This window comes from Duganella sp. S19_KUP01_CR8 (assembly GCF_036688705.1).
GTDB lineage: Bacteria > Pseudomonadota > Gammaproteobacteria > Burkholderiales > Burkholderiaceae_D > Rugamonas.
Genome location: NZ_JAQQPR010000017.1, coordinates 63990 through 76136, shown reverse-complemented (window position 1 = coordinate 76136; position 12147 = coordinate 63990). Strand labels below are relative to the sequence as shown.

The 12147-nt window shown below is 63.6% G+C and carries 13 protein-coding genes; 1 reads left to right on the top strand and 12 read right to left on the bottom strand.

Annotated features, from left to right (window positions below; all coding sequences use genetic code 11):
* Positions 1-15: 15 nt before the first annotated feature.
* The 4 genes from V6M89_RS30425 to V6M89_RS18050 all read right to left on the bottom strand — a co-directional run bounded on the left by V6M89_RS30425 (position 16) and on the right by V6M89_RS18050 (position 3364).
* A complete protein-coding gene (locus V6M89_RS30425; protein WP_442881984.1) occupies positions 16-366 on the bottom strand; it encodes a ferredoxin in 351 nt (116 codons plus the stop codon).
* 509 nt (positions 367-875) lie between these two features.
* Positions 876-1088, bottom strand: a complete 213-nt coding sequence (locus V6M89_RS18060) for a DUF6434 domain-containing protein (protein ID WP_332854460.1) — start codon at positions 1086-1088, stop codon at positions 876-878.
* Between the two features lie 10 nt (positions 1089-1098).
* Positions 1099-2412, bottom strand: coding sequence for an ABC transporter permease (locus V6M89_RS18055; protein WP_332854459.1), 1314 nt, complete (start codon positions 2410-2412; stop codon positions 1099-1101).
* A gap of 10 nt (positions 2413-2422) precedes the next feature.
* Positions 2423-3364: an ABC transporter ATP-binding protein gene (locus V6M89_RS18050; RefSeq protein ID WP_332854458.1), complete on the bottom strand. Its 942-nt coding sequence runs from the start codon at positions 3362-3364 to the stop codon at positions 2423-2425.
* 162 nt (positions 3365-3526) lie between these two features.
* Here V6M89_RS18050 and V6M89_RS18045 point away from each other — a divergent pair, with 162 nt between their 5' ends.
* A complete protein-coding gene (locus V6M89_RS18045) occupies positions 3527-3916 on the top strand; it encodes an SPW repeat protein (RefSeq protein WP_332854457.1) in 390 nt (129 codons plus the stop codon).
* A 62-nt stretch (positions 3917-3978) separates the two neighbouring features.
* Here V6M89_RS18045 and V6M89_RS18040 read toward each other — a convergent pair whose 3' ends face one another.
* The 8 genes from V6M89_RS18040 to rsmB all read right to left on the bottom strand — a co-directional run bounded on the left by V6M89_RS18040 (position 3979) and on the right by rsmB (position 12092).
* Entirely contained in the window at positions 3979-5259 is a 1281-nt protein-coding gene (locus V6M89_RS18040) for an EAL and HDOD domain-containing protein (protein WP_332854456.1), read from the bottom strand.
* Between the two features lie 94 nt (positions 5260-5353).
* A complete protein-coding gene (locus V6M89_RS18035) occupies positions 5354-6121 on the bottom strand; it encodes a class II glutamine amidotransferase (protein ID WP_332854455.1) in 768 nt (255 codons plus the stop codon).
* 53 nt (positions 6122-6174) lie between these two features.
* Positions 6175-6432, bottom strand: coding sequence for a BTH_I0359 family protein (locus V6M89_RS18030; protein ID WP_008445042.1), 258 nt, complete (start codon positions 6430-6432; stop codon positions 6175-6177).
* 111 nt (positions 6433-6543) lie between these two features.
* Positions 6544-6951, bottom strand: a complete 408-nt coding sequence (locus V6M89_RS18025; protein WP_332854454.1) for a GTPase — start codon at positions 6949-6951, stop codon at positions 6544-6546.
* A 16-nt stretch (positions 6952-6967) separates the two neighbouring features.
* Positions 6968-7681: a response regulator gene (locus tag V6M89_RS18020; protein ID WP_116992269.1), complete on the bottom strand. Its 714-nt coding sequence runs from the start codon at positions 7679-7681 to the stop codon at positions 6968-6970.
* A gap of 63 nt (positions 7682-7744) precedes the next feature.
* Positions 7745-10042, bottom strand: coding sequence for a sensor histidine kinase (locus tag V6M89_RS18015; RefSeq protein ID WP_332854453.1), 2298 nt, complete (start codon positions 10040-10042; stop codon positions 7745-7747).
* Complete coding sequence (locus V6M89_RS18010; protein ID WP_442881983.1) at positions 10043-10696, bottom strand: DUF4390 domain-containing protein; 654 nt, start codon at positions 10694-10696, stop codon at positions 10043-10045. It lies immediately after the preceding gene.
* Positions 10689-12092 carry a 16S rRNA (cytosine(967)-C(5))-methyltransferase RsmB gene (gene rsmB, locus V6M89_RS18005; protein WP_332854451.1) on the bottom strand — a complete coding sequence of 468 codons (1404 nt, stop codon included), beginning with the start codon at positions 12090-12092 and terminating at the stop codon, positions 10689-10691. The genes V6M89_RS18010 and rsmB overlap by 8 nt, the downstream gene beginning before the upstream one ends.
* Between the last annotated feature and the right edge of the window lie 55 nt (positions 12093-12147).

Genomic DNA, 12147 nt, shown 5'->3' with positions numbered 1-12147 from the left:
CGCAAAAAAACCTGGCTATCGTAGACCGCAACGGTCCGCTTGGATTTCTTGATTCAGTTTTTGCAGATCCCGGTCAAGCCGATCACATTGATCTCCTTCACCTAAGGCAACTAGCTTAATTTTGATGACACGGTTCGATCCCCTGTAACGAATGCAGCCAATATCTTGAACTTCAAATGCCTGGATCATTTGGTAAACTTCTTTTTCGTCAGATGGTTGTTTGCTTACGTAACAATGACCATCATTGGCATACGAAAAAAGGCCGGGTGCCACGGTAGATGGCATCCCACAGGAAGTGCAGCATCCATCTTCGACATAGAAGGGGCCTGGTGAATTTTCAGGAAAAGGAATTCTTGTTCTCGTCATTTATGAAGACCGCACATAGTGTTAAGTGTTCCGCCGCAAGCGAATAGAAAAATATTTCCGGGCGCAGGGTCAGATACTGTCTTACGTTCCAGCATGGATTAAATTTGACGGCTCTTGGCCGCTGTCGGCCTGTCAGGGTGAATCATTAACCCCGTATCGAAATTTCAAGAGCAACACCAATCCAACTAAGAGGACTGACAAAGCTAGTCCCCATAGCCCCCATGCCGTCAGCCGTCTCTGCATAGCATACCAAGCAGTTGCAATGAAGGCGCAAACACCAAAAAGTTGAAGTAGAACGACAATGGTTTTACCCTCTACTCGAGCGTACTCATACCCGCACGCTAGCTCTGTGCCTCCAGGATTTATCGGTGAGCACCAATATGAATCTGGGATACACAGAGCGCCCAGTAGCAGCACCGATGGCGTCCACGCTAACGCGCTTCGATACATAATCAACTTTCATTTATCTGAACGACTACAATTAGCCTAATGCTGCCCTCTATCAAGAGCTATCGCGCCACGCGGCGGCGCGACCATTCATCCGCCACATCGCCCATGTTCTTCGCGGCTCCGCTGCGCACCCAGGCCATCAGTTCACGGTCGAACTTGAAGTCCGGTCCGCACTGATCGGTAAGAAAGCGCCGCACGTTTTGCGTGTTCCGGTAGTCAGAATCAATTTCGGTTGCCCGCGAAATTTCTCCACCATGCCAGTCGAATTTCATAGTCCAGACCTCACTTCTGATCGCGCAGGAACTTCCAGCCGGCGAGTCCGCCGAACAACACGGCAAAGCCCAGCTGCACCGCGATCGGCGCCAGCACGCCGTCCAGTCCCAGGCCGCGCCAGGTGACGGCATCGAAGCCGTCGACCGCCCAGCGCGTCGGCACCACCAACGTGAGCTGCTGCATCCACTCCGGGAAGATGAACGACGGCACCCACGCGCCACCCAGCATCACCATGATCAGCGTGGCGAAGGTGGCGATGCCGCGCGCCGCTTCCGGCGTCTTGCCGAAGGCGGCGATCAGCAGGCCGAACGCCGCCGTCATCAGCGAGAAACCGGCCGCCATGCCGAGGAAGCCGATCGGGCTACTGATCTGCACCTTGAAGATCAACATGGCGCAAACGAACATCGCGCACATCAGCCCCATGGCGATGATGGCGCCGGAAATGGCGCGGCCCATCAACACCGTGGCCAACGACACCGGCGCCGCCAGCAGGCGGTTCCAGATGCCCATGCGGCGCGCCAGCAAAATGCCGATGCCCATGTCGATGCCCATGAACAGGATGAACTGCACGCCCATGCCGGCGAACGAGTGCGCATAGCCGTTGTACTTGGGACCGCTGCTGAGCGCCTGGTCCTGCGTGGTGTAAGGCATGCTCATGCCGACCGGCGCCTCGACCGGCGCCGGCTTGCCCTCCGCCTTGGCGGCGGCTTCCTTCTCGGCGTCGGCGGCCACGCGCTGGTCCTGGTACTTCTTCAGGCTGGTGAGGAAGTCGCTCAGTTGCGCCGTCTCGGGATCTTTTGCGGCCTTGTCGCGCAACTCGGCCAGCTGCCGCTCCGTGGTCTTGTTGCCCTTGGGGCTCATGGCGGCGGCGCTGGTCACCTGCATCACCTGCTGCGTCAACAAGCCCTTCACCATGGCCAGCATGGTCGATTGCGAGGGGTCGTAGTAGACCGGCAGCTCCGGCTTGTTCTGGCCGCTGAACAGCGCGTCGGCGGCCTGCTCGCCGAAGCCGGCGGGGATCACCACCGCCACCGACAGTTTGCCGGCGCGGACCTTGGCCTGCGCCTCGGCGTCGCTCAGTTCGATGATCTTGAGCGTGCTCTCGGCTCGCAGGCCGGCGGCGATTTTCTTGCCGTTGTCGGACTGGTCCAGCTGCACCAGGCCGACTTCGATCTTGCCGGTCCTGGCTTCCGAGCCGCCGCCGAACAGCGAACCGAAGAAAGCCGCCAGCACCACCGGCATCAGCAGGTGCAGCATCAGCGCGCGCTTGTCGTTGATATAGAGGATCAGGTCCTTGCGAACCAGGGCGATCAAAGCAATCATAGTGTTCCTATCAGTCGCGCAGGCTGCGGCCGGTCAGGTTGAGGAAGATGTTTTCCAGCGAAGTCTTGGCGGTGGCGAAATGCAGCAGCGTGATGTCCTGCGCGGCCAGCCAGGCCAGCGTGGCCGCTGCGTGCGAGGCGTCGGCCAGGCCGATGTCGAGCGCATTGCCGTCGCCCTGCACGCCGGTCACGCCGGGCAGCACCTGCACGCCGGACAGCAGCGCGACCGATGGCGCGGCGGCCAGCTCGGCGCGCAAGGCGGCCTGCGCCGGCAGGCGGCGGTACAGCGCGGCCGGGGTTTCGTCGGCCAGCACCTTGCCGTGGTCGATGATGACGATGTGGTCGGCCAGGCGCTCGACTTCCTCCATGTAGTGGCTGGTGTAGATCAGCGAGCGACCCTGCGCCTTCAAGGTTTCCAGCGTGTCGAAGATGGCGTTGCGGCTTTGCGGATCGACGCCGACGGTGGGCTCGTCGAGGATCAGCAGTTGCGGATCGTGCAGCAGCGCGGCGGCGATGTTGAGGCGGCGCTTCATGCCGCCGGAATAAGTGGAAGGCTTGTCGTTGGCGCGGTCGGCCAGGTTGACCAGCGCCAGCGCCTGCTCGCAGCGCTGCTTCAACAGCGGGCCCTTGAGGCCGTACAGCGCGCCGAACAGCTTGAGGTTTTCCAGCGACGACAGGTCCTCATACAGCGCCAGGTCCTGCGGCACGAAGCCGATCTTGCGCTTGGCCTCGCTGGAGCCTTGCCCGATCGGCGCGCCGTCCATGACGATGCTGCCGCTGTCGGCGCTGAGCAGGCCGCAGATCATGCCGACGGTAGTGGACTTGCCGGCGCCGTTGGGGCCGATCAGGCCGACCGTCTGGCCCTGCTGCACCTGGAACGACACGCCATCGACCGCCTTGCGCGCGCCGTAGGATTTGGAGACCTGATTCACGCTGAGTAAAACCGATGCCATAAGCCATACCACCATGTATTTTCGATAAGCGGCAAGCATAGCCGTGGGATGCCTGAATGGCAAGGCCGGAGCGGCTGGCGTGAACTTTTGCGTTGTTGCGCGGCCTAAGAATGAACACCGCCATCCGACGGCAGGTGTTGACTCGTAACCAGGGAGGTAGATATGGCAAACAATCCGGCAAACAATCCATCCCTCAAACGCTGGCAGGATCAGGTAATCCTGCTGCTGGGGCTGTGGTTCTTCATCTCACCATGGGTGTTCGCTTATCCGATACCGTCGATCCAGGCATGGACCGCGTTCATTTCCGGCGCGGTGGTGGCGCTGCTGGCGGCGTTCGATCTGTACAAGACCTACTTCTGGGCCGTGGTGCTCAATCTGCTGGTGGGGATCTGGGTGGCGGTGTCGCCGTGGGTGCTGAAAATCGCCGACAACCGCGAGCTGATGTGGAACTCGGTGGTGGTCGGCATCGCCGTGGCGGTGCTGGCGCTGTGGGAGATGCGCACCGATCCCGAGCTGCACAAGCACTGGCCGGGCGCGGGCCACGCAACCTGACCCCGCACAGCGCTGCGCCCGGGGTCTGACCCCATGCGGGGTCAGACCCCTTCGGTTGGGGGTTAAAGCGCGTAGCGCACCACGTTGTCGCTCCATTCGAAGGCGGCCATTTCCAGTTCCACCAGTTCGTCGGTGGACATGGCGAGGTCGCGCAGCGTCGGCACGATGTGGTCGTCCATTTCTTCGATGCGTTCGATGCATTCGGCCAGCTTGAGCAGGTCGCCGAAGAAGCCGCCCCGGTACAGCAAGGCTTCCGACACTTCCTCGTTGACCGGGATCTGCGACAGGATCTCGGCCATCGGGATGCCGAACAGCGTGTCCATCAGCGACATGATGCCAACCGTGAAGGCGACATCGGCGGCCTGCCGCTGGCTGGGGCGCAGCTTGCCGGCCAACAGCTCCAGCAGGCGGCCGCGGGTGGTCGCCAGCATCAGCAGCGGCGTCATGCTATGGCCGCGCTTGCTCGGTTCGGCGTACAGCATGATTTGCAGCCAGCGTTGCAGCTGGCGGCGGCCCAGTATCGTCACCGCCTGGCTCAGCGAATCGATGCGCTGGCGGGCGCCGACGGCCGGCGTGTTCACCAGGCGCAGCAGGTTCAGCGCCAGCGACACGTCGCGCTTGATGGCGCGCTCGATCTCCAGGTTGTCCGCTTCCGAGGTGACCAGGGTCATCAACTCCATCACCGCCAGTTGCGACGGCGACAGCTTCTTGCCGCTCATGATGACCGGCTTGGCGAAATAATAGCCCTGGAAGTAATCGAAGCCCAAGTCCAGGCAATTCTTGAATTCTTCGCGGGTCTCGACCTTTTCCGCCACCAGCTTTTTCTGGTCCTGGCGGAAGCGCGGGGCCAGCTTCGTCAGCGTGGACAGCGGAATATTGCGCATGTCCATCTTGACGTATTCGGCCAGCGGCAGCAGCGCGGCCACGTTGGGGCTGTCGCCGGTGAGGTCGTCCAGCGCGAAGCGGAAGCCGTGGCCGGCCAGTTCCGTGATGCGCGCCAGCACTTGCGGCGTCAGCGGCATGGTCTCGGCGACTTCCAGCACCACTTTTTCGCGCGGCAGGAAGGAAAAGATGTCGGTCATCAGGACGTCGGCATCCACGTTGACGAAGCCCAGGGCGTCGCCTATGGTTTTTTCCATGCCCAGCTGCGAGGCGTGGGCAATCACGGCCGCCGTGGCCGACAATTCATTGGTGATGTGTGCCGGGCCGACCGGAGCGTTGCGGAAAAGCAACTCGTAGCCGAACAGCGTCTGGTTGCGGTCCAGGATAGGCTGGCGGCCCAGATAGAATTCGCGCACGCGCAGGCTGCGCGGGCCGGTATCGTGTAGGGAGAGATCGATCATCGCTTCTATCAGTACAAAACATGGGGCTGATATTTCGCCGTACTAATATTTTGACAGCAATACTTGCCCCTGTCTTGGATAATTTGGCCCGCCCCTAGGCTTGCGGCACCCCGTCGATGAACAGTTTCAACTCGCCGGCGGCGAACGCCGTCCATTGTTCATTGGTCGTCAACGGCTGGGTGACGATGATGGCGACCCGGTCGTCGGGCGTGGTCACTTGCGAGAAATCCACGCTGACATCCTCGTCCGACAGCTTGGCGGTGTCGAACGGATGCTGGCGCACCAGGTAGTACAGATGGGTCGAGCAATGGGCAAACAGCTCGCCGCCGGACGACAGCAGCATATTGAAGGTGCCGTAGCCGGCGATCTCGCGCGCCATCTCGGCCAGCGCGGCGCGCAGCTCGGCCAGCGGCGGGCGCTGCTCGCCGAAGCGGACGCGCAAATGCTGCAAGATGTAGCAGAACGCCTGTTCGCTGTCGGTATTGCCGACCGGGCGGTAGGAGCCGTTGAGCACCGGCGCGAACTCCTTCAGGTCGCCATTGTGGGCGAACACCCAGTACTGGCCCCACAACTCGCGCACGAAGGGATGGCAATTCTCCAGCGCCACCTGGCCCTGGGTGGCCTTGCGGATATGGGCGATGACGTTGGTGGACTTGATCGGGTAACGCTTGATCAGCTCGGCGATCGGAGAGGCGATCGCGGCCTGGTGGTCGACGAAGTGGCGCACGCCGGCGCCTTCGAAAAAGGCGATGCCCCAGCCATCGTGGTGGGTATCGGTCTGGCCGCCGCGCATGGCGAAGCCGGTAAAGCTGAACACAATGTCAGTCGGGACATTGCAGTTCATTCCTAGAAGTTGGCACATGGTCTGGTTCTCTGTTGTTACAGCAGAACCATACCATGCGCCGCCCGCTTTTCTTAGTGCAGCAGCACCGGATGGCTCATCAGCTCATCATAACTGCCCAAAAATTCATCGATTTCCGCCATCGTCGGTTCGCCGGCGATCAGTTCATTGACGTCGCGGCGGAAATGCTGCGCCAGGATGCCGTTGATAAAGATCTCGCGCTTGCCGCCTTTGTCGACGATTTCGTAGCCGCCGAAACGCAGCGCATCGAGGGTACGGTCGGCGCCAAATTCGACAACACTGTATTGCTCGCTGTTATAGATGAGGTTCATGTTGCTTCCTTTCACAAGGGGCGTAACACTTATCGGTTGCGCCTTCAGTACCGAAATGGGGCTGAAAGCGGACGATTCAAGGCCAAATCAAGGCCGATCAGCGGGCGGGGCTTAGGCCGCGAGGTCGGATTGCAAATCCAGCAATTCGTCGTAGGGCGCCTCGGACAGCCAGGAACGCAGCAGTTCGAGGTGCTCGGCGGATGCCAGGCTGATGTAGAGCCGCGCGGGTGGGCGGCGCAACACCCGATTCAATGTTACTCGCAAAATGAGATTGCCGCTGCAATGAAGACAGCCTGGGGCAATACGCAACACTTGCGGTACGGAATCTATTGGAGGGGGACTGTCGGCGGGGTCGAAGGCCAGTGCCGAACTTCCGTCCGACAGGCCTTCCAGGATAACGACGCTGGGCACACCGGTTGCCAGGTGTGCGGCGATGGCAGCTTCGCGCTCGCGGGCGCGGGAGCCAATGACCAGCCAGGTCGGCACCGGCGCCCGCTTGGGGGCTGCACCGGTGGACATGGGTCCGGTCACGGGCTCAGGCGCCCTTTTTTGCGAGTTTGCCCGGCTCCACACCCAATTGCTTGAGTTTGCGGTACAAGTGGGTGCGCTCCAGCCCGGTCTTCTCGGCCACGCGCGTCATGCTGCCGCCTTCGCGGCCCAGGTGGTGTTCGAAGTACATGCGTTCGAAGGCGTCGCGCGCCTCGCGCAGCGGCAGGTCGAACGACAGGTTGAACATGTGGTTGTCGGCGCCGGCCACGGTGGCGCCACCGCGCACGGAGATCGCCGCCGCCGGGTTGGGCTGGTTGAAGCCGGCGTTTTGCGCCTCCTCGACCTGGGCCGCCGCGATCGGACGCGGCGCCAGCGCCGGAGCGCGCACCGTTTCCTGCGCGCGGGTCAGGCCTTGCTGGACCGCTTTCAGCAGTTTTTGCAAGGCGATCGGCTTTTCCAGGAAGTTCAGCGCGCCGATGCGGGTCGCCTCGACCGCCGTATCGATCGTCGCGTGACCCGACATCATAATCACCGGCATGGTCAGCAAACCGTCGCGCTGCCACTCCTTGAGCAAGGTCACGCCATCGGTATCCGGCATCCAGATATCGAGCAGCACCAGGTCGGGCGCGCCGCCGGCCCGCGCCTCGCGCGCCTGCTGGGCGTTCTCCGCCAATTGTATTGCGTGTCCCTCATCGCTCAAGATTTCCGAGAGCAACTCGCGGATACCCATTTCATCGTCCACTACCAGAATGTTTGCCATCTTCCCTTGCCTTCCTCATTTCGCCAGCTCATGGCCGGCAATGATTTTTCTAATCCGTGCTACTCAGGTAATTTGCGTCGCCGGTGCTAACTTTAACAGCAAAATCAATACCGACGCGCCACTTCTATCGACATGGTTCTGGATATCGATCCTGCCCCCATGTTCATCGATAATTTTTTTCACCATCGCCAGGCCCAGGCCGGTGCCTTTGGCCTTCGATGTGACATACGGTTCGAACGCCCGCGCCAGGATTTTCGGTGCGAATCCCGGCCCGTTGTCGGAGATCGCCAGCCGCACCGCCGTGCGCGTGCTGCCGTCCGCGCCCTGATAATGAATGGCTTCGCTGATCACGTCAATGTGCGCTTGCGGCGCGCCCTCCGGCCGCTCGGCCATCGCGTCCTGGGAATTCTGCAGCAGGTTGTGGATGACCTGGCGCAGCTGGGTCTGGTCGCCCATCACCAGCGGCAGGCCGGGCGCCAGTTGCGGGTGGATGATGTCGTCGCCTTCGCCGCGCAGGTACAGGTGCAGGATCTCCTCCACCAGCGCATTCAGGTCGAGCGGCTCCAGCACCGCCGGCGGCGTGCGCGCATAGTCGCGGAAATCGTCGACCATGCGCTTCATCGCCGCCACCTGGTTGACGATGGTGGCGGTGCCCTTGTTGAGCAGTTCCATGTCGGCCGGCGACAGCTTGCCTTCCAGTTTCATCTGCAGGCGCTCGGCCGACAGCTGGATCGGCGTCAGCGGATTCTTGATCTCGTGCGCCAGCCGGCGCGCCACCTCGCCCCAGGCGATCGAGCGCTGCGCCGAGATGACGTCGGAAATATCGTCGAACACCACCAGGTAGCCGCTGCCGCCGCCCTCGACCGGCAGCCGCGAGCCGCGCGTGAGCAGGGTCTGGTCGTTGTCGTCCAGGCTGGCGGAGCGGCGCGGCACCTCGATCTGGCGCTGCCAGTGCATGCGCTGCAGGTTGCGCCCGGCCGCCGACTGCGCGCTCTGCGCCGCGAACGCGGCCACGATGGCGCCGCCGAATTCCTGCAAGCCTTCGATCTCGTCGAGCTTCTGGCCTATCATCGTCACGCCGGCCTGCTGCAGGATGCGCTCGACCGAGTCGTTGCAGCTGATCAGGTGGAATTCATGGTCCAGCACCATCACCCCGGCCGACATATTGGCCAGCACCGATTCCAGGTGGGCCTTGGCGTTCTGCAGCGCCGAGCGGTTGCGCTCGACGGCGCTGCGGGCGTCGGACAGCTGGCGCGTCATGGTGTTGAACGATTGCGTCAGCGTGCCCAGCTCGTCCGAGGTGGCGACGATAGGCCGCGGCGACAGGTCGCCCTCGGCCACCGCGCGCGTGCCCTCGGCCAACAGCAGCAGCGGCTGCGCCAGGTCGCTGGCAATCAGGAAGGCGCTGGCGATGGCGCCGAACACCGCCAGCAGCAAGGTCAGGGTCAGGGTCACGATGTACATCTTGCGCAGGCCGACCCGGGCCACGAAGCGTTCCTTGTAGTCCGAATAGGCGCTGCGGATGGTCTCGCCGTCGGCGGCCAGCTGCGCCGGCGCCAGCTGGATCAGCTGCAGGTAGCGCGGCGCCAGGTGGGTGCCGTTGTCCTGCACCCGGTCCGGGATCGCCATCACCACCCGCAGCCGCAGCTGGCTGGTGCTGTCGACGGTGGTGACGGGGGCGTTGATCAGGTTGCTGCGCAGCTCGCTGCCGCCCTCGGGCGCGCCGTAGCTGTCGCCCTCCTTGGCCTTGGCCATCATTTCGCGGGTCGGCAGGTCGGCGCTGAGGTTGCCGCTGCGGTTGGCGCGGGCGCTGATGATCAGGCCGCCCTCGGCGTCGACGATGATGGCGTTCTGCATGCCGGCCTGCCCCTTGACCAGGCCGGCCAGCGCGGCGCGCTCGGTGCCGTACGGCTGTTCGGCCAGCTGCTGCACGGTCTTGTTGGCGGTGGCCGTCAGGTCCTTGAGCGCCGCGTCCAGGCCGGCGCGGCTGAGGTTGATGCCGGACTCCAGCGCCTCCTCGACCGGCACGTTGAACCACGATTCAATCGAATGGGAGACGAACTGCACCGACACCAGGAAGATCACCAGCCCCGGCAGCACGCCGATGGCGGCGAACAGCAGCACCAGCCGCGTCATCAGCTTGGAGCCGAACTTGCCGCTCTTGTAGCGGCCGTACAGGCGGAACAGCGACACCGCCACCAGCAGCAGCAGCGCGCCGGCCACCGCCGCGTTCAGGCCCAGCAGCCAGGCGTAGTAGCGGTCGAAGAAGCCGGAGTTGTCGGAGGCGGAAGCGAGCAGGAACAGCAGGATACTGATGATGGCGCCGCCGACGACGGAAAAATACCGCAGGGCAGTGCTCACTTACTCCGCCTTGTACTGGAAGATTTTCTTGTCGGACGCCAGCCGCCATTCCGCGCTGTTGAGGGCAGTGACCTTGAGCGGCTTGGAGACGTAGTTCGGGTCCAGGCCCATGCTCAGCTTGACGTTGTAGGTCTTGCCGACCTCCAGCGCGCCGCGCGGCGCCACCACCCAGCGGTTGGGGCTGCGGATCAGGAACAGCGCGTCGTCCAAGGTCGAGAAGGTCTGGCGCACATTGCCGTCGATGGTCACATGGTACTGGCGCGTCAGCACGTTGTAGTACAGGCTGATGGTCTGGCGCTTGACGATGGCCTTCTCGTCGAACCAGTACCAGCGCGGACGGGTGAATTCAATCTCGGTGGTGAAGTACAGGGTCACGCCGTATTGCAGCGTGTCTTCCATGTCGTGGGTCAGCTCGAAGCTGTACTTGGCGTTGAGGCGGTAGCCCTCGTCGCTGGCCTCGACCAGCGCGCGACGGATTTCCACGCCGTCGGCGGCGCCGGCTGTCTGCGGCAGCAGGCAGGCCATTATCAGCAGCAGGGGTCCGATCAGGAGGCGAAAAAATCGTGATGTCACGTGGGGGCCGGTGTTCAAAAGGTCCGTCGTTGGCGTATGGGCAATTATGCGGGCAACTAAGCAGGCAAAACGGCTACGCATTTTTCTGGAACAGCGCGTAGAACAAACCATCGTGATCCTGTCCTGCGCCACCGGCGGGGAGCAACTGGCCAGGCGCATCGAGCCGCACAGCCTGGTTGCGCACTGCAAAAGCGGCTGCCTGGGCTTCGGATTCCTGCGGCCACAAGGAACATGTCACGAATAGCAATTTACCACCCGGTGCGAGCATCTGCCAAAGGTTGTCGAGGATTTTGGACGAAAGTGTTGCAAGTTGGAGCGTGTCGCCCTTGCGGCGCAGCCAGCGGATATCCGGGTGGCGGCGCACGATGCCGGAGGCGGTGCACGGCACGTCGGCCAGGATGCGGTCGAACGGCGTGCCGTCCCACCAGCCGGCGCTCTGGGCGTCGGCGGCGCGCAGCGTGGCCTGCTGGCCGAGCCGCTCCAGGTTCTCGCCGACCCGCGCCAGGCGCTTGGCGTCGGCGTCCAGCGCCGTCACGCTGGCGTCGGCCAGTTCCAGGATGTGGCAGGTCTTGCCGCCGGGCGCGGCGCAGGCGTCCAGCACGCGCATGCCGTCCCGCACGTCCAGCAGCGGCGCGGCCAGCTGGGCGCCGGCGTCCTGCACCGACACCAGGCCGTCGCTGAAACCGGGGATCAGGGTCACGCCGACCGGCTTGGCCAGGCGCACCGCGTACGGGCCGATCTGGGTGGCCGCCATGCCGGCCGCCTCCAGCGTGGCCAGGTATTGTTCCATCGTGGTCTTGCGGGCGTTGATGCGCAAAGTGAGCGGCGGCGCGGTGTTGCCGGTCGCCAGCACGCCCTGCCAGTCCTGCGGCCAGGCGGCCTTGGCGGCGTCGATCCACCATTGCGGGTAGTTCCACTTGGCCACCGGTTGCAGCAGCGCGGTCTCCAGCAGCGCCTTGCGCTCGCGCAGGAAGCGGCGCAGCACGGCGTTGACCATGCCCTTGGCGCGCGCGGTGTCCGGATGGGCGTCGGCCGCCGTCACGGTCTGGTCGACCACGGTGAATTCTTCGTAGGGCTGGACTTCGTCCGGCGCCGTCATCAGCGCCAGCGCGCAGGCCAGCAGGGCCGCCACCAGCGGCTCCGGCGCCTTGGGCGCCATCAGGCCGATCAAAATCTCGCTCTGGCCCAGCTGGCGCATGCAGCGGTAGGCGATGTCCTGCATCGCGCCGCGCGCCTGCGGGCTGGCGTCGCCCCTGGCCCAGACCTGGGCCAGCGCCTGCGGCAGGTTGGTGCCGGTGCGGACCTGGGCCACCGCCTGGGCGGCGCCGATCAGGCTGTAAGCCAGCGAATCAGGCTTGAGGCCGGTCTGGAAGCTGGTTTGCAGCGCCGGTTTCAGCTCGCGCGCATGGCTGGCGCGCAGCTTGGGCGCTGCCGCCTTGACGGGGGACTTCAGGGAGAGCGTCGGGCGCTTGTTCATATGCTAATTCCAGGTATTGCCGGCGGGCGTGATCGCGCAGTATACAGCAGTGCAT